22 protein-coding genes are annotated in these 23106 nt (G+C 61.6%); 16 read left to right on the forward strand and 6 right to left on the reverse strand.

Features of this window, described 5'->3' with window-relative positions; all coding sequences use genetic code 11:
- The first annotated feature begins 100 nt into the window (after positions 1 to 100).
- The 10 genes from accB (at position 101) to PVV54_RS23195 (ending at position 12705) form a co-directional block, all read left to right on the forward strand.
- Positions 101 to 559 (forward strand): acetyl-CoA carboxylase biotin carboxyl carrier protein, encoded by a 459-nt coding sequence (gene accB / locus PVV54_RS23150; protein ID WP_274907457.1) that lies wholly within the window; start codon positions 101 to 103, stop codon positions 557 to 559.
- Between the two features lie 17 nt (positions 560 to 576).
- The gene (gene accC, locus PVV54_RS23155) at positions 577 to 1932 is read left to right on the forward strand and encodes an acetyl-CoA carboxylase biotin carboxylase subunit (RefSeq protein WP_016395176.1); all 1356 of its coding nucleotides are present in this window, start codon (positions 577 to 579) and stop codon (positions 1930 to 1932) included.
- A 324-nt stretch (positions 1933 to 2256) separates the two neighbouring features.
- Positions 2257 to 3135 (forward strand): 50S ribosomal protein L11 methyltransferase, encoded by an 879-nt coding sequence (gene prmA / locus PVV54_RS23160; protein WP_274907458.1) that lies wholly within the window; start codon positions 2257 to 2259, stop codon positions 3133 to 3135.
- 42 nt (positions 3136 to 3177) lie between these two features.
- Complete coding sequence (locus PVV54_RS23165) at positions 3178 to 4476, forward strand: DUF3426 domain-containing protein (protein WP_274907459.1); 1299 nt, start codon at positions 3178 to 3180, stop codon at positions 4474 to 4476.
- 174 nt (positions 4477 to 4650) lie between these two features.
- Positions 4651 to 5664, forward strand: a complete 1014-nt coding sequence (gene dusB / locus PVV54_RS23170) for a tRNA dihydrouridine synthase DusB (RefSeq protein ID WP_274907460.1) — start codon at positions 4651 to 4653, stop codon at positions 5662 to 5664.
- Positions 5661 to 5981: a DNA-binding transcriptional regulator Fis gene (gene fis / locus PVV54_RS23175; RefSeq protein WP_008093076.1), complete on the forward strand. Its 321-nt coding sequence runs from the start codon at positions 5661 to 5663 to the stop codon at positions 5979 to 5981. Before dusB ends, fis begins: the two co-directional genes overlap by 4 nt.
- An 81-nt stretch (positions 5982 to 6062) precedes the next feature.
- On the forward strand, positions 6063 to 7670 hold the full coding sequence (gene purH, locus PVV54_RS23180) for a bifunctional phosphoribosylaminoimidazolecarboxamide formyltransferase/IMP cyclohydrolase (protein ID WP_274907461.1): 1608 nt from the start codon (positions 6063 to 6065) through the stop codon (positions 7668 to 7670).
- A gap of 193 nt (positions 7671 to 7863) precedes the next feature.
- Positions 7864 to 9159 (forward strand): phosphoribosylamine--glycine ligase, encoded by a 1296-nt coding sequence (purD, locus tag PVV54_RS23185; protein ID WP_274907462.1) that lies wholly within the window; start codon positions 7864 to 7866, stop codon positions 9157 to 9159.
- A 135-nt stretch (positions 9160 to 9294) separates the two neighbouring features.
- On the forward strand, positions 9295 to 12069 hold the full coding sequence (locus PVV54_RS23190) for a hybrid sensor histidine kinase/response regulator (protein WP_274907463.1): 2775 nt from the start codon (positions 9295 to 9297) through the stop codon (positions 12067 to 12069).
- A 39-nt stretch (positions 12070 to 12108) separates the two neighbouring features.
- Complete coding sequence (locus tag PVV54_RS23195) at positions 12109 to 12705, forward strand: MarC family protein (RefSeq protein ID WP_274907464.1); 597 nt, start codon at positions 12109 to 12111, stop codon at positions 12703 to 12705.
- A 48-nt stretch (positions 12706 to 12753) separates the two neighbouring features.
- Here the strand turns inward: PVV54_RS23195 and PVV54_RS23200 are convergent, their stop codons facing one another.
- From PVV54_RS23200 to cobG, 6 genes are all read right to left on the reverse strand, one after another.
- Positions 12754 to 13455, reverse strand: coding sequence for a hypothetical protein (locus PVV54_RS23200; RefSeq protein WP_274907465.1), 702 nt, complete (start codon positions 13453 to 13455; stop codon positions 12754 to 12756).
- A 49-nt stretch (positions 13456 to 13504) separates the two neighbouring features.
- Complete coding sequence (locus PVV54_RS23205; RefSeq protein ID WP_274907466.1) at positions 13505 to 14188, reverse strand: hypothetical protein; 684 nt, start codon at positions 14186 to 14188, stop codon at positions 13505 to 13507.
- Positions 14189 to 14308: 120 nt separating this feature from the next.
- The gene (gene cobJ, locus PVV54_RS23210; protein WP_274907467.1) at positions 14309 to 16015 is read right to left on the reverse strand and encodes a precorrin-3B C(17)-methyltransferase; all 1707 of its coding nucleotides are present in this window, start codon (positions 16013 to 16015) and stop codon (positions 14309 to 14311) included.
- A complete protein-coding gene (locus PVV54_RS23215) occupies positions 16003 to 16734 on the reverse strand; it encodes a precorrin-2 C(20)-methyltransferase (protein WP_274910488.1) in 732 nt (243 codons plus the stop codon). Before PVV54_RS23215 ends, cobJ begins: the two co-directional genes overlap by 13 nt.
- Positions 16734 to 17360, reverse strand: a complete 627-nt coding sequence (locus PVV54_RS23220) for a precorrin-8X methylmutase (RefSeq protein ID WP_274907468.1) — start codon at positions 17358 to 17360, stop codon at positions 16734 to 16736. The genes PVV54_RS23215 and PVV54_RS23220 overlap by 1 nt, the downstream gene beginning before the upstream one ends.
- The gene (cobG, locus tag PVV54_RS23225; RefSeq protein WP_274907469.1) at positions 17353 to 18681 is read right to left on the reverse strand and encodes a precorrin-3B synthase; all 1329 of its coding nucleotides are present in this window, start codon (positions 18679 to 18681) and stop codon (positions 17353 to 17355) included. The genes PVV54_RS23220 and cobG overlap by 8 nt, the downstream gene beginning before the upstream one ends.
- 101 nt (positions 18682 to 18782) lie before the next feature.
- On the opposite strand from cobG, the gene cbiE reads away from it, so the two are divergent.
- The 6 genes from cbiE (at position 18783) to PVV54_RS23255 (ending at position 23095) form a co-directional block, all read left to right on the forward strand.
- The gene (cbiE, locus tag PVV54_RS23230) at positions 18783 to 19994 is read left to right on the forward strand and encodes a precorrin-6y C5,15-methyltransferase (decarboxylating) subunit CbiE (protein WP_274910489.1); all 1212 of its coding nucleotides are present in this window, start codon (positions 18783 to 18785) and stop codon (positions 19992 to 19994) included.
- Positions 19987 to 21081: a cobalt-precorrin-5B (C(1))-methyltransferase gene (locus tag PVV54_RS23235; RefSeq protein ID WP_274907470.1), complete on the forward strand. Its 1095-nt coding sequence runs from the start codon at positions 19987 to 19989 to the stop codon at positions 21079 to 21081. Before cbiE ends, PVV54_RS23235 begins: the two co-directional genes overlap by 8 nt.
- The gene (locus PVV54_RS23240) at positions 21078 to 21794 is read left to right on the forward strand and encodes a cobalt-precorrin-6A reductase (RefSeq protein WP_274907471.1); all 717 of its coding nucleotides are present in this window, start codon (positions 21078 to 21080) and stop codon (positions 21792 to 21794) included. The genes PVV54_RS23235 and PVV54_RS23240 overlap by 4 nt, the downstream gene beginning before the upstream one ends.
- Positions 21795 to 21888: 94 nt before the next feature.
- Positions 21889 to 22119 carry a type II toxin-antitoxin system VapB family antitoxin gene (gene vapB, locus PVV54_RS23245; RefSeq protein WP_274907472.1) on the forward strand — a complete coding sequence of 77 codons (231 nt, stop codon included), beginning with the start codon at positions 21889 to 21891 and terminating at the stop codon, positions 22117 to 22119.
- Positions 22119 to 22538, forward strand: coding sequence for a type II toxin-antitoxin system tRNA(fMet)-specific endonuclease VapC (vapC, locus tag PVV54_RS23250; protein ID WP_274907473.1), 420 nt, complete (start codon positions 22119 to 22121; stop codon positions 22536 to 22538). Before vapB ends, vapC begins: the two co-directional genes overlap by 1 nt.
- A 119-nt stretch (positions 22539 to 22657) precedes the next feature.
- Complete coding sequence (locus tag PVV54_RS23255; protein ID WP_274907474.1) at positions 22658 to 23095, forward strand: NfeD family protein; 438 nt, start codon at positions 22658 to 22660, stop codon at positions 23093 to 23095.
- The last annotated feature ends 11 nt before the right edge of the window (positions 23096 to 23106 follow it).

The following is a 23106-nucleotide window of genomic DNA, read 5'->3' on the forward strand; positions in this document are numbered from 1 at the left end:
ATTAGAGACCCTGGCCTCAGTGGGCCGGGGTTCGAGAGAAACGTTCTAGATACGTTTTTAAATTTCGCCCCCTGACCGAACCTTTGGGAGTTGATGATTAATGGATATCCGTAAAGTCAAGAAACTGATCGAGCTGCTGGAAGAGTCTGGCATCGACGAGCTGGAGATCAAGGAAGGCGAAGAGTCGGTCCGTATCAGCCGCCACAGCAAAACCCCGGCTGCCCAGCAGTACTTCGCACCGGCTCCGGTTGCCGCTGCTGCACCTGTCGCTGCTCCGGTTGCCGCCGCCGCGCCAGCCGCCGAAGCTGCTGCCCCTGCGCTGAAAGGCACCGTAGTCCGTTCGCCAATGGTCGGCACTTTCTATCGCAAGCCTTCGCCGACCTCGCCGAACTTCGCTGAAGTTGGCCAGTCCGTGAAGAAAGGCGACACCCTGTGCATCGTCGAAGCCATGAAGATGATGAACCACATCGAAGCCGATATTGGCGGCGTGATCGACGCCATCCTGGTGGAAGACGGCCAGCCGGTTGAGTTCGACCAGCCGCTGTTCACCATCGTTTGATTCGCGGAGAGCCAACGATGTCTGGGAAGCTGGAAAAAGTCCTGATCGCCAACCGCGGGGAAATTGCCCTGCGGATCCTGCGTGCCTGCAAAGAGCTGGGCATCAAGACCGTCGCCGTGCACTCCACGGCCGACCGCGAACTGATGCACCTGGGCCTGGCAGACGAGTCGGTCTGCATTGGTCCTGCTTCGTCCAAAGATTCGTACCTGCACATCCCGGCAATCATTGCCGCGGCTGAAGTCACCGGTGCCACCGCCATTCACCCTGGCTATGGTTTCCTGGCTGAAAACGCCGACTTCGCCGAGCAGGTGGAAAAGTCCGGTTTCGCCTTCATCGGCCCGAAAGCCGACACCATTCGCCTGATGGGCGACAAGGTTTCGGCCAAGGACGCGATGATCAAGACCGGTGTACCGACCGTACCGGGCTCCGATGGCCCGCTGCCGGAAGACGAAGAAGTGGCACTGGCCATTGCCCGTGACGTCGGCTACCCGGTGATCATCAAGGCTGCCGGTGGCGGCGGTGGTCGCGGCATGCGCGTGGTGCACAAGGAAGAGGACCTGATTGCCTCGGCCAAGCTCACCCGTACCGAAGCCGGTGCTGCCTTCGGCAACCCGATGGTCTACCTGGAAAAGTTCCTGACCAACCCACGTCACGTGGAAGTGCAGGTACTGTCCGACGGCCAGGGCAACGCCATCCACCTGGGCGACCGCGACTGCTCGCTGCAGCGCCGTCACCAGAAGGTACTGGAAGAAGCACCTGCACCGGGCATCGACGAGAAGGCCCGCCAGGAAGTCTTCAAGCGTTGCGTCGATGCATGCGTCGAAATTGGCTACCGTGGTGCCGGCACCTTCGAGTTCCTGTACGAAAACGGCCGTTTCTACTTCATCGAGATGAACACCCGCGTACAGGTTGAGCACCCGGTGTCGGAAATGGTCACCGGTATCGACATCGTCAAGGAGATGCTGAGCATCGCCGCTGGCAACAAGCTGTCGATTCGCCAGGAAGACGTGGTCATCCGCGGTCACTCGCTGGAATGCCGTATCAACGCCGAAGACCCGAAGAAGTTCATCCCGAGCCCAGGCAAGGTGAAGCACTTCCACGCGCCAGGCGGCAACGGCGTTCGCGTCGACTCGCACCTGTACAGCGGCTACTCGGTTCCGCCGAACTACGACTCGCTGATCGGCAAGCTGATCACCTACGGCAAGGACCGCGACGAAGCCATGGCTCGCATGCGCAATGCCCTGGACGAGATCGTCGTCGACGGTATCAAGACCAACATCCCGCTGCACCGCGACCTGGTGCGTGATGAAGGCTTCTGCAAAGGCGGCGTCAACATCCACTACCTCGAGCACAAACTGGCCAGCCAGGAGTGATCGCTTAGGTGTGATGCCTGAAAACCCCGGCCCTGTGCCGGGGTTTTTTTATGGCATGCCTGTAGAGGTGCCTCGCCTGTGAGATCGAGCGCCGCCTGCGCGGCGCATCGCGGATGAATCCGCTCCTACAGGCGAGCGCCAGGCAGGCAACCATGGCCACGTTGCAGCAAATGTAGGAGCGGATTTATCCGCGATGCGCCGCGCAGGCGGCGCTCGATCTCACAGGCGCCAAATCTGTCGTGGCGAGCCCCCCCGGCACTCGCGTAAACTGCCAGCCTTTGCGCAGCCTCGGGCTGCCCCTGTCGATTTACAAAGGTGCCCGCCATGCCTTGGCTGCAAATACGCCTGGCCATCAGCCCGGAACAAGCCGAAACCTACGAAGACGCCCTGCTTGAAGTAGGTGCCGTTTCGGTCACGTTCATGGACGCTGAAGATCAACCGATTTTCGAGCCCGACCTCAACACCACCCCACTGTGGTCGCACACTCATCTGTTGGCCCTGTTCGAGGCCGATGCCGACCCCGAGCAGGTGTTCGCCCACCTGCGTCTGCTGACCGGCGCCGAACTGCCCGAGCACCAGGCCGAGGTGATCGAGGACCAGGACTGGGAACGCAGCTGGATGGACAACTTCCAGCCCATGCGCTTTGGCCAGCGCCTGTGGATCGTGCCAAGCTGGCATGAAGCGCCGGAAAAGGACGCGGTCAACCTGCTGCTCGACCCGGGCCTTGCCTTTGGCACCGGCACTCACCCGACCACGGCCCTGTGCCTGGAATGGCTCGACGGCCAACAGCTCAAAGGCACACAGGTGCTGGACTTCGGTTGTGGTTCGGGCATTCTGGCTATCGCGGCGCTGCTGTTGGGCGCCCGTGAGGCCGTGGGTACCGACATCGACGTGCAGGCACTGGAAGCGTCGCGCGACAACGCCCAGCGCAATGGTGTCGCCGATGAAAAATTCGCCCTGTTCCTGCCCGAGCACATGCCGGCCATGCAGGCCGATGTGCTGGTCGCCAACATCCTGGCAGGCCCGCTGGTTTCGCTGGCGCCGCAGTTGTCCGGCCTGGTGCGCCCCGGCGGCCTGCTGGCCCTGTCGGGCATCCTTGCCGAACAAGGCGAAGAAGTGGCCGCCGCCTACGCCGCCGACTTCGACCTGGACCCGATCGTCGTACGCGATGGCTGGGTGCGCATCAGTGGTCGCCGCCGTTAAGCGGGCCTAGAATAGTTCTTTGCACAGCTCCCGGATCGCCGCATGACCGACAGTTTCGTCACCCAGTGCCCGCATTGCCAGACCAGCTTTCGCGTCACCCATCACCAGTTGAGCGTGGCCCGCGGCGTTGTGCGCTGCGGCCAGTGCCTGCAGGTGTTCAATGCGGCGAAGCAGTTGCTTGAACAGAACCGCGCCAGCGCCGCACCAGAAGCGCCAGCCACCCCGGTAGCCGCCCCTGTTGCACCCCCGGAGCCAGAACCGGCGGAGCCCGTTGACTGGGCAGCCACCGCTCAGGCCCTGGACGAACTCGACCTGGATCAGGAACTCGCCCGCCTCGAACGCCGCGGCAAACCCGCCGAGCCGGGCCCGGCCAGCACTTCGGGTGCCCTGCAGGCCCGTCGTGACGAGCCTGCCGCCGATGAGCACGGCGATGAACCCTTCGGCACGGCAACGGACGACCATCACGAACCGCACCAGCCCGACCTGCCAGCCCCGGTGCTGGTGGAGCAGGAACCACTGGAACTGGAGCAGGCCCCCGGTGATCGCACCGAGCCTACGCTCGGATCAAGCCTGGACCTGGATCTGGACGACGAGCCAAAGGCGCGCGAAATTGCAGAGCATCATGATGAGCCGCTGCCGGAAGATGACGACATCATTCACGAAAAAGGCCTCAGCGCTCGCGATGATGACGATACAGACATGCACTTGTCGGCCCGCGACGACGACCCGATCGAGCCACTTGCAGGCGAACGCGTAGAGCCCGGTTTCGCAGCAAAACCCGAGCGCCCGGCGCGCAAAGAGCCGTTGGTCGACGTGGTCGACGACCCGTTGCAACTGGGCTGGGAAAAACCGCGGCCCAACTGGGGCAAACGCCTGCTGTGGGGTTTCCTGACCCTGCTGGCCGCCGGCCTGCTGGCGTTCCAGTACGTGTGGTTCCATTTCGACGAAATGGCCCGCCAGGACCAGTACCGCCCCATCTTCCAGCAGTTGTGCCCGGTGTTCGGCTGCGAAGTGCCTACCCGCGTGGACATCAGCCGCATTAAAAGCAGCAACCTGGTGGTGCGCAGCCACCCGGACTTCAAAGGCGCACTGATCGTCGACGCGATCATCTACAACCGTGCCCCTTTCTCCCAGCCGTTCCCGCTACTGGAGCTGCGTTTTGCCGACTTGAACGGCCAATTGATTGCCAGCCGTCGCTTCAAACCCAGCGAGTACCTTTCAGGCGAGCTGGCCGGGCGCGGTGAAATGCCCAGCCAAACCCCCATCCACATTGCCCTGGATATCCTCGACCCGGGCCCCAAGGCCGTGAACTACAGCCTCAGCTTCCGTTCACCTGAGTAATCGGCAAGGCTGGCTGCCGGATTCACGGCGCCAGCCTGCTGTCGCAAACACTCGGGCATAAGGCCGCAGCTGTTCAGATTTTATCCAAATCCATCTTTATCCGGTCACCGAGAGCGGGTATCATGCCAACCCTTTTTCGACTCCAATGATTCGGCCCCACAACAGGGAACACCTATGTCGGCGGTACGCATCGGCCCATACACGTTACGCAACAACCTGATCCTCGCGCCCATGGCCGGGGTCACAGACCAGCCTTTCCGTACACTTTGCAAGCGCCTGGGCGCAGGCATGGTGGTGTCGGAAATGGTCAGCAGCGACATGAGCCTGTGGAACAGCCGCAAATCCAGCTTGCGCCGCATCCATGAAGGTGATCCCGAGCCGCGCTCGGTACAGATCGCCGGGGGTGATGCGCAGATGATGGCGGCAGCGGCCCGGGCCAATGTAGAAGCGGGAGCCCAGATCATTGATATCAACATGGGCTGCCCGGCAAAAAAAGTCTGCAACAAAGCAGCAGGCTCTGCTTTATTGAGAGATGAAGCATTGGTCAGCGAGATCCTCCACGCCGTGGTCGGTGCGGTGGATGTCCCGGTGACCCTGAAAATCCGCACGGGCTGGGACCGGGCGAACAAAAACGGCCTGAACGTGGCAAAAATTGCCGAACAGGCCGGCATCCAGGCGCTGGCGGTGCATGGCCGCACACGCGCCGACCTGTACACCGGCGAAGCCGAGTACGACACCATCGCTGCCATCAAGCAGGCGGTGTCCATTCCGGTTTTTGCCAACGGCGATATCACATCGCCAGAAAAGGCCCGGGCGGTGCTGGATGCCACCGGGGTCGACGGTCTGCTGATTGGCCGGGCTGCCCAAGGGCGGCCATGGATCTTTCGCGAGATCGAGCATTACCTGGGGACCGGCCAGCATTTGCCGGCCCCGCAGCTGGACGAAGTGGAACGTATCCTGCTGGAGCACCTGGCCGCGCTGCACGCCTTCTATGGCGATGTGATGGGCGTACGTATTGCCCGCAAGCACGTTGGCTGGTACCTGGCGACACGACCCGGCGGCAAGGAGTTTCGCTCCCGGTTCAACGCTTTGGAAGACACACAAGCGCAGTGCGCCAACGTTCGTGCGTATTTCAACGAGCGTCGACAGAGCCTTGAGACAGAGGACGGACAAGGGGTGGCCGCATGACGATGATGACCGAGACATTAGTGAGTGGAACAACGCCCGTGAGCGACAACGCCAACCTCAAACAGCACCTCAACACGCCGAGCGAAGAGGGTCAGACCCTTCGTGACAGCGTCGAAAAGGCGCTGCACAATTACTTCGCACACCTGGAAGGCGCTACCGTCACGGACGTGTACAACCTGGTGCTCTCCGAAGTCGAGGCGCCCCTGCTCGAAAGCGTGATGAACTACGTGAAGGGCAACCAGACCAAGGCCAGCGAGATGCTCGGACTTAACCGAGGCACCCTGCGCAAGAAGCTCAAGCAGTACGACTTGTTGTAAAGCCAGAATCCCAATCAGAAAAGGCGGCTCCCAGACGGAGGCGCCTTTTTTGCTGACTCCACCGCGTTATTGGAATCCGAAATGACCGACCAGACTACCCGCCTGCCAGTCCGCCGCGCCCTGATCAGCGTCTCCGACAAGACCGGTATCCTCGAATTCGCCCGTGAGCTGCAACAGCTCGGTGTCGAGATCCTGTCCACCGGCGGCACCTACAAGCTGCTCAAGGACAACGGCGTGAACGCGGTGGAAGTAGCCGACTACACCGGCTTCGCCGAAATGATGGATGGCCGGGTCAAGACCCTGCACCCGAAAATCCACGGTGGCATTCTGGGCCGTCGCGGCACCGATGACGCCATCATGAGCGAGCACGGCATCAAGCCGATCGACCTGGTCGCGGTCAACCTGTACCCGTTCGAAGCCACCATTTCCAAGCCAGGCTGCGACCTGCCGACTGCCATCGAGAACATCGACATCGGCGGCCCGACCATGGTTCGCTCGGCAGCCAAAAACCACAAAGACGTGGCCATCGTGGTCAATGCCAGCGACTACGCCAGCGTTCTGGAAGGCCTGAAGGCCGGCGGCCTGACCTACGCCCAGCGCTTCGACCTGATGCTCAAGGCGTTTGAGCACACTGCCGCCTACGACGGCATGATCGCCAACTACATGGGCACCATCAACCAAGCGGTCGAGACCCTGAACACCGAAGGCCGCAGCGAGTTCCCGCGCACCTTCAACAGCCAGTTCGTCAAAGCCCAGGAAATGCGCTACGGCGAGAACCCGCACCAGAGCGCCGCGTTCTACGTCGAAGCCAAAAAAGGCGAAGCCAGCATCTCTACCGCCGTCCAGTTGCAGGGCAAAGAGCTGTCGTTCAACAACGTGGCCGACACCGACGCCGCGCTGGAGTGCGTGAAGAGCTTCGTCAAGCCTGCCTGCGTCATCGTCAAGCACGCCAACCCGTGCGGCGTGGCCGTGGTGCCTGAAGAAGAAGGCGGCATCCGCAAGGCCTACGACCTGGCTTACGCCACCGACACCGAGTCGGCATTCGGCGGCATCATCGCGTTCAACCGCGAGCTGGACGGCGAAACCGCCAAGGCCATCGTCGAGCGCCAGTTCGTCGAAGTGATCATTGCCCCGAAAATCTCCCAGGCTGCCCGTGAAGTGGTTGCTGCCAAGCAGAACGTTCGCCTGCTGGAATGCGGCGAATGGCCAGCTGAGCGTGCCGCCGGTTGGGACTTCAAGCGCGTCAACGGTGGCCTGCTGGTGCAGAGCCGCGATATCGGCATGATCACTGCCGATGACCTGAAAATCGTTACCAAGCGTGCGCCAACCGAGCAAGAAGTCCACGACCTGGTGTTCGCCTGGAAAGTGGCCAAGTTCGTCAAGTCCAACGCCATTGTCTACGCCAAGCAGCGCCAGACCATCGGCGTGGGCGCTGGCCAGATGAGCCGCGTCAACTCGGCACGCATTGCTGCCATCAAGGCCGAACATGCCGGCCTGCAGGTTCAAGGTGCGGTCATGGCATCGGATGCGTTCTTCCCGTTCCGTGACGGCATCGACAATGCGGCTAAAGTGGGTATCAGCGCCGTGATCCAGCCGGGTGGCTCGATGCGTGATGCCGAGGTGATTGCCGCTGCTGATGAAGCCGGCATTGCCATGGTGTTCACCGGTATGCGCCACTTCCGCCACTGATTACGGCAATCGGCCGCACTGAAGCAGGCATCTGCTGCGTTGGGGCCGGTTCCGCTGATGCTCATTGCCAGAAGGCAACTCCGCTCATCGGAACCGGCCCCGCCTTGCATCTACCTGCTTCATTGCGACCTCGTACAGCGAATACAGTACGGAAGGCCTTGCCTCCCGTTCGAAAGATCTTCGAGGTTTTGACATGAAAGTTTTGATCATCGGCAGCGGCGGCCGTGAGCACGCCCTGGCCTGGAAAGTCGCCCAGGACCCACGCGTCGAAAAAGTCTTCGTTGCCCCGGGCAACGCTGGCACCGCCACTGAAGCCAAGTGCGAGAACGTTGCCATCGACGTGCTGGCCCTGGAGCAACTGGCCGATTTCGCCGAGAAGAACGTACAAATGACCATCGTCGGCCCGGAAGCGCCGCTGGTCAAAGGTGTGGTCGACCTGTTCCGCAGCCGTGGCCTGGATTGTTTCGGCCCAACCGCCGGCGCCGCCCAGCTGGAAGGTTCCAAAGCCTTCACCAAGGACTTCCTGGCCCGCCACAAGATCCCGACCGCCGACTACCAGAACTTCACCGAGATCGAGCCTGCCCTGGCCTACCTTAAGGAAAAAGGCGCTCCGATCGTGATCAAGGCCGACGGCCTGGCTGCAGGTAAAGGCGTGATCGTTGCCATGACCCTGCAAGAAGCTGAAGACGCCGTGCGTGACATGTTGGCCGGCAACGCCTTTGGCGATGCGGGTTCGCGCGTTGTGATCGAAGAGTTCCTGGACGGCGAAGAAGCCAGCTTCATCGTCATGGTCGACGGCCATAACGTGCTGCCCATGGCCACCAGCCAGGACCACAAGCGCGTCGGCGACCAGGACACCGGCCCGAACACCGGCGGCATGGGTGCCTACTCCCCTGCCCCGGTAGTTACCGCCGAAGTGCACCAGCGCGTGATGGACCAGGTGATCTGGCCGACCGTACGCGGCATGGCCAAGGAAGGCAACGTCTACACGGGCTTCCTGTACGCAGGCCTGATGATCGACAAGGCGGGCAACCCCAAGGTCATCGAGTTCAACTGCCGCTTCGGCGACCCGGAAACCCAGCCAGTCATGCTGCGCCTGGAGTCGAGCCTGGTACTGCTGGTTGAAGCCGCATTCGCCAAGGCACTGGACAAGGTCGAGGCCCAATGGGACCCGCGCCCGAGCCTGGGTATTGTGCTGGCTGCCGGTGGTTACCCGGGTGACTATGCCAAAGGCGACGTGATCAATGGCCTGGAAGCAGCCGCCGCGATCGAAGGCAAAGTCTTCCACGCTGGCACTTCGCTCAAAGATGGCCAGGTCGTGACTCAGGGCGGTCGTGTACTCTGCGCCACCGCCATGGGCAGCACCGTAGCCGACGCCCAGCAGCAAGCGTACCGTCTGGCCAAGGAAGTCAGCTGGAGCGGCAGCTTCTACCGTACCGACATCGGCTACCGGGCCATCGCCCGCGAGCGCGGTGAGCACCAGCAGTAAGTTGTACCGAACTGCCGCAGCGCCTTGGGCCTGCGGCATTCGGCTCGTCGACAGGGTTCTACTGGGGCCTTGCCTTCGACTTGGCGCGCCGCGCATAGTAATTACACGGCATTTCAGCTAGGAAGGGATCTCGTAGTGCGTCGGCTTCGGATTGCCACAACTCTGATCGTCAGCTTGCTGACCCTGCTCTGCCTTCTACCGGCTTCGGCTGACCAGGGCGGAGGTTGGTCCGTGCTGCTCGATGAGCAGGCCAACCTGCAGCTGAGCGATGTTCGCTCCGATCGCTATCGCAGTCAGTTCAGCCCGATTATTCTCGCCGACCTTGATGCCGCGCCCGCCGAGCAGGCCTTATGGTTGCACTATCGCCTGGCACCAGGTGAGCAGGAGCAACTGCTTAGGGTTTTTGCCCCCGACCTTTCCCGCCTCGACCTGTATGCCCTGGACGGTGACCGCCTGCTGCGCCAGCTGCACCACGGGCGTCAGGCCGGCAACGCCAGCCCCACGCTGCGCGGCAGCGACCATGTATTGCCACTGCCCAACAGCCAGCAAACGCTGGATATTTACCTGCGTCTGGTGTCAGAGCACCAATTGCGCCCTGCCGTCAGCCTTGAACCGGCAGCGGTTGCGGCCTCCGATCAGAGCCAGACTTTGCTGTTCGGCATGCTTTTCGGCAGTTTGGTGATGCTGATCCTGCACAACCTGATCCGCTTCTTCTATACACGTTCCAGCACCACGCTGATTCTTGCCCTTTACCACGGCCTCATGCTGCTCAGCGGGCTAATTCTGCTCAACCTCAGCGGCCCTTGGTGGCACCTGTGGCACAGTGCACAAACCCCGGCTGCCTACCTGACACTGGTGCTGGCGGGCATGGCAGGCCTGTTTTTCACTCAGCATTTCTTCTCGCCCTGCAACTCGGCACAACTCAACCGCCTTCTGCAGGCGGAACTGTTGATCACCGCGGTCAGCGGATTGATCCTGCTGTTCGTCGACACACTGCCGCTCAACCTGATGACTTATGCCCTGCTTGCTCTGGGCAGCGTGACCATGCTGCTGGTCAGCAGCTATCACTGGTACAAAGGCTATGCGCCCGCCCGGCTGTTCAGCCTTGCCATGGTGGTATTCAACCTGGGAGGCTTGGTGCTGCTACCGGCCCTGCTGGGCCTGACCCGCACCTCCACGCCGTGGCTGCTGTGTATTTTGCTGGGGTTGACCGCGGTCAGTGGCCTGCTGCTGAACCTGGCCGTCAGTGAACGCTTGCGAAGGATGAGCGAGGAGCGCTTCAGCGCCAGCCGCGCCCTCGCTGCCAGCGACGCTGAAATCAATGCCAAAGCCGAGTTCCTGGCCAAGATCAGCCACGAAATCCGCACCCCCATGAATGGCGTATTGGGCATGACCGAGCTGCTGCTTGGCACGCCGCTGTCAGTCAAGCAGCGTGACTACGTACAAACCATCCACAGCGCCGGTAACGAACTGCTCACGCTGATCAACGAAATTCTCGACATTTCCAAGCTGGAATCACGGCAGATCGAACTGGACGATGTGCAGTTCGACCTCAACGCCCTGATCGAGGATTGCCTGAACATTTTCCGCGCCAAGGCCGAACAGCAGAACATCGAACTAATCAGTTTCACCCAGCCGCAAGTGCCCAGAGTGATCAGTGGCGACCCCACTCGGCTGCGCCAGGCATTGTCGAGCCTGCTTGAAAACGCCCTGAAAAACACCGAGCAGGGTGAAATCCTGCTGGTAGTTGCGCTGGACCAGCGCGGTGAGGTGCCGCGCCTGCGTATCGCCGTTCAGGACAGCGGTGAACCACTGCCCGCCGCCGAGCGCGAAGCGCTGCTGCAGGCCGAGTTGCACAGCCACCAGTTCCTCTCCAGTAACAAGCTTGGCGGCCATTTGGGCCTGGTCATTGCCAAACAATTGATCGGGTTGATGCAGGGCGAGTTCGGCATCAAGAGCAGCACCAGCATGGGCAATACTTTGTGGCTGACCCTGCCCCTGGACCCTGCGCGCCTTGAACAGCCGCCTGCTGACCCCGACGGTCCCCTGCGCGATGCCCGCGTGCTGGTCGTGGACGACAACGACACCTGCCGCAAAGTACTGGTGCAACAATGCAGCGCCTGGGGCATGAACGTGAGTGCAGTGCCCTCAGGCAAGGAAGCATTGGCTTTATTGCGCACCAAAGCGCACCTGCGCGACTACTTCGACGCCGTGCTGCTGGACCAGAACATGCCTGGCATGACCGGTATGCAACTGGCCGCCAAAATCAAGGAAGACCCAAGCCTCAATCACGACATCCTGGTGGTGATGCTCACAGGTATCAGCAACGCACCGAGCAAGGTCATCGCCCGCAATGCAGGGGTCAAGCGTATTCTGGCAAAACCGGTGGCCGGGTATACCCTCAAAACCACACTGGCCGAGGAGCTGGCCCAACGCGGCCGTGAGCAGACGTTGCCCGTATCAGTGCCGAGTTCGCAACCCTCGCTGGAACTCCCCGGCGACTTCCGCGTATTGGTCGCCGAAGACAACACCATTTCCACCAAGGTAATCCGCGGCATGCTGGGCAAGCTCAACCTTGAACCAGACACTGCCAGCAACGGCGAAGAAGCCCTGCAAGCCATGAAAGCCCAGCGCTATGACCTGGTGCTGATGGACTGCGAAATGCCGATACTCGATGGCTTCTCCGCAACCCAGCAACTGCGCGCATGGGAAGTCGCCAATCAGCGCCAGCGCACCCCGGTAGTGGCGTTGACAGCGCACATTCTTGCCGAACACAAGGAGCGCGCACGGTTGTCTGGCATGGATGGCCATATGGCCAAGCCTGTGGAGCTGTCGCAACTGCGAGAGCTCATTCAATACTGGGCTTGTCACAGAGAAGCCAAGGCGGATGACCCCCTGCAAACCTCCTGATCTATAGTGGCTGCATCGGCCCCGCCAGGAACACTTCCCATGCTCCATGAGTTATTCAGCGTCTACCTCAAGATGCTTGTGCTCTACAGCCCGTTTTTCGTGCTGTCCTGCTTCATCAGCCTTACCCGTGGCCACTCCAGCAAAGAGCGCAAGCACCTGGCCTGGAAGGTGGCATTCGCCGTGCTGGTCGCCAGTGTGTTGCTGTATCTGTTTGGCAGGGTGATTTTTGGCGTTTTCGGCATCACGGCCGATGCCTTCCGCATTGGTGCCGGCAGCGTGTTGTTCATTTCGGCCTTGGGCATGGCCCAAGGCAAGCCAGCCGTACAGGCGGACAATGTGCAGCAGGATGTAACCATCGTGCCCTTGACCATCCCGCTGACGGTAGGCCCGGGCACCATCGGTGCCCTGCTGGTAATGGGGGTTGGCCAGCCGCATTGGGACGATAAACTGCTGGCCATCATCAGCATCGCGCTTGCCAGTTTTACCGTGGGCCTGGTGCTGTACCTTTCGCACGGTATAGAGCGGCTGCTTGGCGACCAGGGCCTGCAGATCGTCAGCCGCCTGATGGGGCTGTTCGTCTGCGCCCTGGCGGCGCAGATCATCTTCACCGGGATCAAGGGTTACCTGGCACTTTGACTTGTGTGGCTTAATTACGACACATCGTTAAGCAGTGATACGGGAAATTTACCCTCGGTTTCCAACGTGAGTGATACCCGGAAGTAAAATGGGGCAGATGTACTGATCACGCAGATCCTCTAACCGCTCCTCCAACAGCGGGCTGATTTCGCGCAGCACACTTTCTTGCACCATATAAGTACCCGAGTACGTACTCACATCCCGTACATAGGTGTTTTCAAAGCACCGCCTTGGCGCTGAATGCACCACTGGCTCGGAGCTGCAAAATGAAAGCTCACTGCTGACAATCAGCGCATCGGGTAAGAGCACCCGGCATTCCAGCGTTATCCGGGCGCCGCTCGAGCAGCCCATGGCGTTAATGCATTCCGCCCATAAAGCCTGTTGTGCAGGGCGCCCCTCCAGCGCAACGAATGCGTTCAGACAGGTGTCTACCTTGGGATGCCACTTTCTGGCCAATTGCCTGGACAAGTTGCGGTGCAAAGTATCGAACACGTCCAGCGCCGGTTCGTTTTTCAGCGTTGATGCCGTATGGCTATCCGAGACGGTACTTACGCACCCAAGTGAAGCCTGGGTGGCATGGTAATGCCTGTACCAATCGCTGATATCACCTGGCGCGGATACGTTGTTTTTGGTATCGAGGTAAGCGCACAACTGTACGTTCAAAAGGTCTTTAACCTGATGGTCACTCAACGCTGCCGATGCCAGCACCAGACTGTTGCCGTTGAGCCAAAGCTTGAAATCCTGCGACATGGGGCCTCCTGGGTCAGAAGCACCGGCGCTGGAGCACCGGTGCGGCATATCAGCGCTTGAGTTTCAGCGACAGCAGCGTTGCACGGGCATTACCGTGAACACGGCTGATCAGGACATCGCGATTCGCTTCATACAGGCTACGATGCAAGGAAAGCGCCGCCGAGCCCGTATAGTTGCTGGTACCACTGCTGCTCCACTTGAACAGCAGATAGTTCGCATCTTTATCAGGTTCGGCATCGGTCTGAATTGCACTCAGCAGCATGACCACTTCGCCCGAAGCAGACTCGTCGCACTTGGCGAGCGAGAGCCCGGTTCTATCTTCTTCGTGGCTTTTACGGTTCAGAATTTCGACGGCTTCCTCGCTGTTCGCGAGCGTCGAAATGATCGACTTGCCCAAATCCAGCGCGCCTGCGGCACCATTCCCGGAAATGAAGCCAATTGCAGCTTGCAGCCCTTTACCGACAAGATTGCTCAGGTCAAGCTTCATGTTGCTGTCAGAAATCTGGGACAGTTCGTAATTGATGGGCAACCAGCCGCACTGCTGCATGACCTGGATGTACATGTCGAACCACTCGGCAGTCTGCTTCTTCGGATGGTACTCAGCAGTTGCCGCCTGGTTAGCAAAAACATGGCACTCTTTTGCCGCGTTTTTGCTCGCCTCGCTCATGTGATCCTGAAACAAGAACACATTCTTGTCTTCGAGCACTTCGATGTGGTGATTGGCGTCGGTCATTACAAACTCCTTGGTAGATTTAGGCAGGCGTATTGCCCCCTGCGCCTAATCAACCTACGAGAAGTAACCCGCTCATCCTTGAGCGAAATGCTTCCTTTGACACAGGGTTTACTACCTGTGTCAGGGTTTGCTGCCATACCAGCGAGGTGTATATACCCAACGCTTGCCGTCTGGGCGCTCGAAGGTGCAGGTAGTCGATGAGCCCACCAGCACCATGGTGCGCATATCGACCATTTCCGGCACCAGTTCGGCCAGTTCGATGACACGCAGCGTCTGCCCCGGCCTACCAATGTCTCGGCCAAGGACTACCGGGGTATGCCCGTCGCGGTGTCGGCGCACTACCTCAAGCGCCACCCCCAACTGGTTGGGCCTGGCTTTGGAGATCGGGTTGTAGAATGCCAACACCAAGTCCGCCTGGGAGGCCAGGTCCAGGCGTTTCTCAATGATTGACCACGGTTTGAGGTTGTCCGACAGCGAAATGACGCAGAAATCGTGCCCCAACGGCGCACCCGCTTGCGCTGCTGTGGCAAGCGAAGCGGAAACCCCCGGCAGTATCTCCAGATCAACCCGATGCCAAGCCGGGTCCGTTGATTCATGCAACGCTTCAAGCACGGCGGCGGCCATGGCAAAGACGCCCGGGTCGCCCGAAGACACTACGACCACCGAACGGCCTTGGGCTGCCAGCTCGAACGCATGCCGGGCTCGCTGCATCTCTTCACGGTTGTCGGTGCAGTGCAGCACCTGATCGTCCCTAAACGGGCCAGCCATTCGCACGTAGGTTTCGTAACCCAGCACGTCCTCAGCGCGTGCCAATTCGGCCTTGACCGCCGGCACCATCAATTCGGCAGCTCCGGGTCCAAGGCCGATGACTGCAAGGCGACCCCGACGCCGGCCAACTCGCTCAACGTCAACAGGCGAAGAAGCCACGGCGACCACCACGCTTCCCTGTTCGATCAGCCGGGCGTTTGGCAACACCTGCGAGACCATACTCGCCAAAGTCTCGCTCTCGGCGGCAAAGCGCAACGCCACCCCGAGTTCGGCTGCAGCCCCGTGCAGCGCCGACTCAGCCATGTTCGCTTCACTGGCCAACAGGCTGGCCAGGGATGCCTGGGCAATGTTCGCCTCACGCAAAGCGCTTCGCACCTGCTCAGCCAAGCCAGTACCGCCTGCGTCAACTGCAACCACCACCGAGCGCGGGTGGATCAGCAATTCGTCCCGATGCGGCAGGCGTGCTTCGCTGCTGACATGAATGGTGCGCTGCGCCACTTCGCTGGCTGGCAGGCAGGCACCTTCGAGCCAAGGGGCTTCACCCTCGACACGCACCGACTCACCCGCCAGCAGGTCGGAGACGAAACGTTTGCCCTGCTCCAGGTCTGCCAATGCATAGCCCTGCGGAGGGTTCAGCAGGCAAGTGCCGAAGCGCAACTCGCCGCTGGTGGTGATGGCTGCGGCCACGCCCAGCGCTTCACCGATTTCACGGGCCATGACGTTGACACCACTGAGCCCGCCCAGCAACGGCACAACCGCGCTGCCATCCTCGGCCACTGCAAGCACCGGCGGCTCTTCGCCCTTGTCGCCGAGCAGGCAAGCCAGGCTACGGATGACGATGCCTGCCGCGCACAAGGCAATGATCGGAGCACCCTGCTGATAGAGTGCACGCAACGTATCGCCGAAAGCCTGATAGTAATGGTCAGCGCCTTCGACCCGACCACTCAGGCCGTATAGGGCCGCCTGTGGATAACGCTGTTGGATACGCTGCGCCGTTGCCAGGCTGCCTGCGCCCAACAGCACGATTGCCGGTGCTTTCTGCATGCTCACCCCTGCCATTTTTCACCCGGCACGATGATCAGCGAAAAATACGGGGAGGACTGCGGGTCAACCTCCTCCAGTGGCACGATCTTCTGGTTGGCCATCGTTGCGCGCTCCACGTAAAGCGCGCGCTGCGCCAGCCCCAGCTCGCCAAGCACATCACGGACCTTGGGGAAATTACGGCCCAGTTTCATGATCACGGCGGCATCGGCATCAGCCAGGCGGCGCTTGAGGTCTTCGGCAGGCAAGACGCCCGAGAGCACCGACAGGCTCTGGTTGCGGTAGACCAGCGGTGCACCCAGTACTGACGCACCACCGAGCATCGAGCAGACGCCCGGGATCACTTCGGCCTCATGGTTTTGCGCCAGCCGGTCATGCAGGTACATGTAGGAGCCGTAGAAGAACGGGTCACCTTCGCAGATCACTGCCACATCGCGGCCGGCGTTCAGGTGCTCGGCAACCTGCACGCTGGCTTCATCGTAGAAGTCGCTGATCACTTGCTCGTACGACAGCGGAGCTGGCAGCACTTCGGTGGTCACCGGGTACACCAGCGGCAGCAAAATCTGCTCTGCCTGCAAGTGTGCCTCAATGATCCCGAAAGCATTGCCCCGCTTGCCCTTGGCTACAAAGTAAGCGACCACTGGAGCCTCGCGCAGCAGGCGCAATGCCTTGAGGGTGATCAACTCAGGGTCGCCTGGCCCTACGCCCAGGCCTAGCAGACGTCCACGCGGCGCCATCATTCCACCTCCGTGGCCAGGGCGTTGACGGCAGCAGCAGCCATGGCGCTGCCCCCCAATCGGCCCTGCATGATCACAAACGGCACACCACGGCTATCGGCGGCCAGCATTGCCTTGGATTCGGCAGCGCCCACGAAACCGACCGGGAAGCCGAGAATCAACGCAGGTTTCGGCGCACCGGCGTCGAGCATTTCGAGCAGGTAAAACAGCGCCGTCGGTGCATTGCCGATGACCACCACACTGCCCTCAAGGTGCGGCCGCCACAGTTCAAGTGCCACGGCCGAGCGCGTATTGCCAGCTTCCTTGGCCAGGCCTGGAACACTTGGGTCACGCAGGGTACAGATCACCTGATTGTCGGCTGGCAGGCGGGCGCGGGTAATGCCCTCGGCGACCATGTGCGCATCGCACAGAATTGGCGCGCCATTGGCCAAGGCTTCACGCCCGGCGCGGCCTGCCCCTTCGGAAAACTGCAGGCCATCGATGGCCTCGACCATGCCGCAGGCGTGGATCACCCGTACGGCTAGCTTTTCCAGGTCGGCGGGAATCCGCTCAAGCCGGGCTTCCTCACGGATGATCCGAAAGGAATTGCGATAGATCTCCTGACCATCGCGGATGTAGTCAATCATCAAGGTGCTCCGTGGGCAGGGCGAGCATGGCGCCTGCCTCGTTCAAGGTAAGGTGGGTGGCGCGCAGGGCACCCAGGCCCGGCAAGCGCGCGTCACGCAAATAGAGGTCGTAGCGGCCCGGCGAGCGGGCCAGCAAGGTAGCCGGGGCGACATGAGCCACGGCGCAGGATCGGTGGCACCCGGACAGGTGCACGCTGGCTGGAGCACCCGGGGGCAACAGGGTTGCCAAGGTTGCAGCGTCGGCCTTTGTCTCGCCGTGGGCCTTGGCGCAGCCACTGCTGCCGGTGCAAGCGACGAGGCGCGCCAGTGGATGACCGTCCTGAAGCAGGCCGGCAACTGATAATGCTTGCCGGGCAGGCTCAATGCCCGCAGGGTCGATGTTGGTCAGCACCAGGCTTTGCCATGGGCTCATACGCAGGCTGGCGTCGCCCCATTGGCGGGCAACCTGCGCAGCGGCGCGCAGCATGGCGGGGGTAAGCCTGCCAAGGGGGGGCGCAACACCCAAAGCAGTGCCTTGATGCTGCGCCAGCACACCCAGCCACCGGCTCATCAACGCCTCACGACGCCAGTCAAGGACGGCGGCATCGCGGCGAATGCTCAAGCCAAGGCCGTCGATGAAGCGCTCGGCCGGGCAGGTTTCGAGCAACTGGCGCATGCGCGACTGCTCGGGGGTGGCCAGGTCAAGGAAGCGCTCCAGCACGGCACGTACCAGTTCCAGCCCGTTCTCGACCGGCACCGCCCCCGCTACCCGGCCATCTGCCGGGCACCCGGCCAGGCCGAATGCCAGCCAGGTACGTTGCTCCAGGCGCATCGCCGAAAGCCAAAGATCGTGGGGGTGCTCAAGCATCGCCACGCCTTCACCGCCGTCCAGTTGCACCGCGAACTTGGCCGACAGTTGGTGAAACCGCTGTGTGCCTTGAAGGGTTTGCAGAATGTGCTCGGCCAGCGGCCGCACATCCAGCAGCATGGCAGGATCATGCCCGGCCAGCGGGCTGAGCATCAGGTTGCGCACATCGTCGCTTGCCGCATCCCGAGAGCCGAGGCCGGCTGCCAGCAGGGTGTCGATCAAACCTGTGTGGTCGCTTCCGATGCCCCGAATCTGCAAGTTACCGCGGTTGGTCGCCTCGATCACGCCCGTGGCAAAACGCTCGGCGGCGTCGGCCACCGCATCCGCCTGGTCGGCCAGCAACAGGCCACCGGGCAGCTTGATGCGGCAGATGCCGCCATCGCGGGCACTGACGATACGCCACAACCCCGGGCAGGCCGAGGGGCGGAGCGAAACAGTGGGGGCGTGAGGCTGGTTCAAAAGGGCGTCCGACAATCGCTGAAAATGCGCTTGAGTGTAGAAGGCGCGGTATTATGCCTGCTTTGTCCGGCGGCATGAAAAGCCGGTGGTCGAGCATCATTGGCGGATTGGAACAGATGGCACCCTGGTTGACAGTAATTGGTATCGGCGAAGACGGCTACAGCGGCCTGGGCAAGCAGGCCCGGCGCGCCCTGCTGGCGGCTACGCGAGTCATCGGCAGCCCGCGCCAGCTGGCCTTGCTGCCCCACTGCATCAGCGCCCTCAAACAAGAATGGCCAAGCCCGTTTTCCCTGGCCCCGGTATTGGCGCTGCGTGGCGAACCGGTGTGCGTGCTGGCCAGCGGTGACCCGATGTTCTATGGCGTTGGCGCCAGCCTGGCGCGGCAAGTGCCTGCCGAAGAAATGCAGGTGCTGTCGATGCCCTCTTCCTGCTCCTTGGCCGCTGCCTGCCTGGGCTGGCCACTGCAGGACGTACAGGTGGTATCACTGGTCGCCCGTCCGCTGGCTGCACTCAATGCCCACTTGCACAGCGGCCTGCGCCTGTTGGTGCTGAGCAACGACGGTGGCAGCCCCGCCGCCATCGCCGCCCTGCTGTGTGGGCGCGGGTTCGGGCCAAGCCGCCTGCATGTGCTCGAACACCTGGGTGGCCCCGACCAACGCCAGCTGACGGGGAGTGCCGAAGACTGGCCGCACACGCAAGTGGCCGCGCTTAATCTGGTCGCAATCGAATGTCAGGCCACATCAGATGCCCCCCGCCTGCCACGCGTGGCAGGGCTACCGGACAGCGCGTTCCGCCACGATGGTCAGTTGACCAAACGGGACGTGCGCGCTATCACCCTCGCTCGCCTGGCGCCACAACCGGGCGAACTGCTGTGGGATGTTGGCGCGGGGTGTGGCTCGATTGGCATCGAATGGATGCGCGCCCACCCGGCATGCCGTGCCCTGGCCATCGAGGCCGACGAAGGCCGCCAAGGATTTATCGAGCACAACCGCGATGCCTTGGGCGTGCCGGGCTTGCACCTGGTTCGCGGCAAGGCGCCGCAGGCGCTGGCCGACCTGGAGCGCCCCGACGCCATCTTCATCGGCGGCGGCGTCACCCGTGAAGGCGTGCTACCGCTGTGCTGGGAGCGCCTGCGCCCGGGCGGCCGGCTGGTCGCCAACGCGGTGACCCTGCAAAGCGAACTGGCCCTTGCGCACTTTCGTGAACAACATGGCGGCGAACTGACCCGCATCCACGTCGCCCAGGCCCAACCCCTGGGCGCGTTCGACACTTGGCGCCAGGCCTTGCCGATCACCCTGCTCGACGTGGTGAAACCCTTCGATGCGTGAAGAAACCCGCGAGCAACCTGCCCCGCTGCGCAGCGGCCTGACCACCGGCAGCTGTGCAACCGCCACCAGCCTGGCAGCCGCACGCCTGCTGCTGACCGGCCAGCACAATGACGCGGTGGACATCACCCTGCCCAAGGGCAAGGTGGTGCAGATGCGCCTGGAGTTCTGCCGCCTGGCGGGCGAGCGCGCCGAAGCGGGCACGCTCAAGGATGCCGGTGACGACCCGGATGTCACCCACGGGGCGTTGCTGTACAGCCAGATACGCCTGCTGCCTGAACCCGGCATACGCTTTGTTGCAGGCCAGGGCGTCGGCACGGTCACCCGCCCCGGGCTGGTGCTTGCCGTGGGCGAGCCGGCGATCAACCCAGTACCCCGGCGCATGATCACTGAACACCTGCAGCAACTGGCCGACGATTGCGGCTACCCCGGTGGCTTCGAAGTCACCGTGAATGTGCAGGGCGGCGAGCAATTGGCATTGAAGACCATGAACCCGCGCCTGGGCATACTCGGCGGGTTGTCGATCCTGGGCACCAGCGGCATCGTGCGGCCATTCTCGTGTTCTGCGTACATCGCCTCCATCCATCAAGGTATCGACGTCGCCCACACCAACGGCTACACCCACATCGCCGCCTGTACCGGCAATGCCAGTGAAGACACCATGCGCCGAGTGTATGGCCTGCCGGAAATCGCCCTGATCGAAATGGGCGACTTTGTCGGCGCAGTGCTCAAGCACCTGCGCAAAGTCCCGGTTCCACGCCTGACGTTGTGCGGCGGTTTCGGCAAGATCAGCAAGCTGGCTGCCGGGCACATGGACCTGCATAGCCGCCATTCCAGCATCGACTTACCGCAGCTTGCGGGCTGGGCGGCAGACATTGGCGCCGGTGCTGACTTGCAAGCAGCCATCATCGGCGCCAATACCAGCCAGCAGGCGTTGGCGCTGGCCCACGCTGCCGGCATAGCCTTGGGTGACGCCGTGTGTGCCCATGCCTTGGCATTCACTTGCAGCGTGGTGCCGGCGCAGGTGCAAGTGGAAGTTTTCGCCATCGACCGCCAAGGCGGCATCGTCGGCAAGGCAGGTGTGCAATGACACGGCGTATCCTGCTGCTAGGCGGCGTCACCGAGGCGCTGGCCATTGCCCGCACGCTCGGGCCGGAACATGTCTACAGCCTGGCGGGCATCGGCCGGGTACCGCAAGACCTGCAATGCCAGGTGCGGGTGGGCGGCTATGGCGGGGCCGAAGGTTTGGCAAACTACCTGCGCGAGGCGGGCATCACGTTGCTGATCGATGCCACCCACCCCTACGCCGCGCAAATCAGCCGCAATGCTGCAGCGGCGGCCCAGGCCGTGGGCATTCCCTGCTGGGCCTTGCGCCGCCCCGCCTGGCAGGCACAGCCAGGGGACGACTGGCGCGAAGTGGCCGACTGGGCCGAGCTGGTTGAAGCGCTCAAGCCATTCAAGCGGCCGCTGTTTACCCTTGGGCGCGAACCGCTGCAGCATCTTGAAGAGATTCCGCCGGGGCAGTTCTGGACGTTGCGGGCATTGGAAGCGTGCCAGGGCAATGAGCAGTGTGAAGTGATTGCTGCCCGAGGGCCGTTTCACATTGACGATGAACGCCGCCTGTTCGAACGCAGGCAAATCGACGTACTGGTGAGCAAGAACAGTGGCAGCGTGGCAACTGAGCCCAAGCTTGATGTGGCGCACGAACTGGGGTTACCGGTTTTGATTCTCAAGCGGCCAGCATTGCCCTTGACCGACCAGACATTTACTGAGTTAAACGCCTTGCTGGAATGCCTGAGCTAATGAGCGCTCAACAGGCATAACGTATATCCCATTGACATATACCGACTTGCACTTAAACTTCAGTCACAGTTTTCTGCTTTCCAGGAGCCTAACCATGGAGCAAGGTGCTGTCTTCAAAAGCAACCGCAGCCAGGCAATCCGCCTACCTAAGTCCGTTGCTCTTCCCGATGAGGTCACACGCGTGGATATTGTCGCCGTAGGACGTACCCGTATCATCACACCTGCTGGCGAAGCGTGGGACAGCTGGTTTGATGGTAATGACGTGAGCCCAGACTTCATGGCTGAGCGCGACCAACCTGACGATCAGGAGCGCGAAGGGTTTTAATGCTCAGATACATGCTCGATACGAACATCTGCATCTTTACTATCAAGAACAAGCCACAACAGGTACGTGAAGCTTTCAATCGGCACCACGGCCAGATGGCAATCAGCACCGTCACTTTGATGGAGTTGGTCTACGGTGCAGAAAAATCAGCATACCCGGATCGCAATCTCACGATTGTGGAAGGTTTCGCTGCCCGCCTGGAAGTAGTCGAATATGACAGCCTCGCGGCTGAGCACAGTGGTCAGTTACGAGCAGAATTGGCCAAAGCGGGCACGCCCATTGGCCCCTATGATCAACTGATTGCCGGCCATGCCCGGGCACGAGGCCTTGTGCTCGTAACAAACAACCTGAGGGAGTTTCAGCGTGTTCCGGGACTTCGGGTGGAAGACTGGCTGATTTCTCCGACAGACTCAGCCTAAGATCCAATCCCCTACAACATTCGCCTCCATTTCTCATCAGCTACCCTGAATTTTCTGAGTGGTCATCCGCCTAGTACCGGCTTTAGACTCAAGCCCATTCTTCGGATGGTGGAACCCATATGGAAATGCAATGGTGGATCTGGCTGGTCTTCGGCATCGGGCTGATCCTGCTCGAACTGGTCCTGCCCACGTTCTTCATCATCTGGTTCGGCATCGGCGCCGTGCTGGTTTCGCTCATCTCGCTGGCAATGCCAACGCTGCAACTGGACATGCAGGTGTTGCTGTGGGTGCTTTTCTCTTCTGCCACCACGGCGCTGTGGTTCAAGCTGTTCCGGCGCAAGCAGCCGGATGTGCGCTGGACGGCCGAGAGCGTCATCGGCGAAGTGGGGCTGTTGATCACCAACGTATCGGAATTCCAGAAAGGCCGTGTGCGCTTCCAGAAGCCGATCCTCGGTAACGAGGAATGGACCTGCGTCGCCGACAGCGACATCCCGTCCGGCGAGCGCGTAAGGCTCGTCGCCATCGAAGGTAACACTGCCCGGGTGATTCGGGCCTGACTGCAGCCAAA

Origin of the sequence: Pseudomonas sp. PSKL.D1, assembly GCF_028898945.1 — a bacterium.
Lineage (GTDB): Bacteria > Pseudomonadota > Gammaproteobacteria > Pseudomonadales > Pseudomonadaceae > Aquipseudomonas.

Bases quoted from the DNA above. Each gene is read 5' to 3' on its own strand.
- accB (WP_274907457.1), top strand. From the start codon at position 101: ATGGATATCCGTAAAGTCAAGAAACTGATCGAGCTGCTGGAAGAGTCT.
- accC (WP_016395176.1), top strand. From the start codon at position 577: ATGTCTGGGAAGCTGGAAAAAGTCCTGATCGCCAACCGCGGGGAAATT.
- prmA (WP_274907458.1), top strand. From the start codon at position 2,257: ATGCCTTGGCTGCAAATACGCCTGGCCATCAGCCCGGAACAAGCCGAA.
- PVV54_RS23165 (WP_274907459.1), top strand. From the start codon at position 3,178: ATGACCGACAGTTTCGTCACCCAGTGCCCGCATTGCCAGACCAGCTTT.
- dusB (WP_274907460.1), top strand. From the start codon at position 4,651: ATGTCGGCGGTACGCATCGGCCCATACACGTTACGCAACAACCTGATC.
- fis (WP_008093076.1), top strand. From the start codon at position 5,661: ATGACGATGATGACCGAGACATTAGTGAGTGGAACAACGCCCGTGAGC.
- purH (WP_274907461.1), top strand. From the start codon at position 6,063: ATGACCGACCAGACTACCCGCCTGCCAGTCCGCCGCGCCCTGATCAGC.
- purD (WP_274907462.1), top strand. From the start codon at position 7,864: ATGAAAGTTTTGATCATCGGCAGCGGCGGCCGTGAGCACGCCCTGGCC.
- PVV54_RS23195 (WP_274907464.1), top strand. From the start codon at position 12,109: ATGCTCCATGAGTTATTCAGCGTCTACCTCAAGATGCTTGTGCTCTAC.
- PVV54_RS23200 (WP_274907465.1), bottom strand. From the start codon at position 13,455: ATGTCGCAGGATTTCAAGCTTTGGCTCAACGGCAACAGTCTGGTGCTG.
- PVV54_RS23205 (WP_274907466.1), bottom strand. From the start codon at position 14,188: ATGACCGACGCCAATCACCACATCGAAGTGCTCGAAGACAAGAATGTG.
- cobJ (WP_274907467.1), bottom strand. From the start codon at position 16,015: ATGGCAGGGGTGAGCATGCAGAAAGCACCGGCAATCGTGCTGTTGGGC.
- PVV54_RS23215 (WP_274910488.1), bottom strand. From the start codon at position 16,734: ATGGCGCCGCGTGGACGTCTGCTAGGCCTGGGCGTAGGGCCAGGCGAC.
- PVV54_RS23220 (WP_274907468.1), bottom strand. From the start codon at position 17,360: ATGATTGACTACATCCGCGATGGTCAGGAGATCTATCGCAATTCCTTT.
- cbiE (WP_274910489.1), top strand. From the start codon at position 18,783: ATGGCACCCTGGTTGACAGTAATTGGTATCGGCGAAGACGGCTACAGC.
- PVV54_RS23235 (WP_274907470.1), top strand. From the start codon at position 19,987: ATGCGTGAAGAAACCCGCGAGCAACCTGCCCCGCTGCGCAGCGGCCTG.
- PVV54_RS23240 (WP_274907471.1), top strand. From the start codon at position 21,078: ATGACACGGCGTATCCTGCTGCTAGGCGGCGTCACCGAGGCGCTGGCC.
- vapB (WP_274907472.1), top strand. From the start codon at position 21,889: ATGGAGCAAGGTGCTGTCTTCAAAAGCAACCGCAGCCAGGCAATCCGC.
- vapC (WP_274907473.1), top strand. From the start codon at position 22,119: ATGCTCAGATACATGCTCGATACGAACATCTGCATCTTTACTATCAAG.
- PVV54_RS23255 (WP_274907474.1), top strand. From the start codon at position 22,658: ATGGAAATGCAATGGTGGATCTGGCTGGTCTTCGGCATCGGGCTGATC.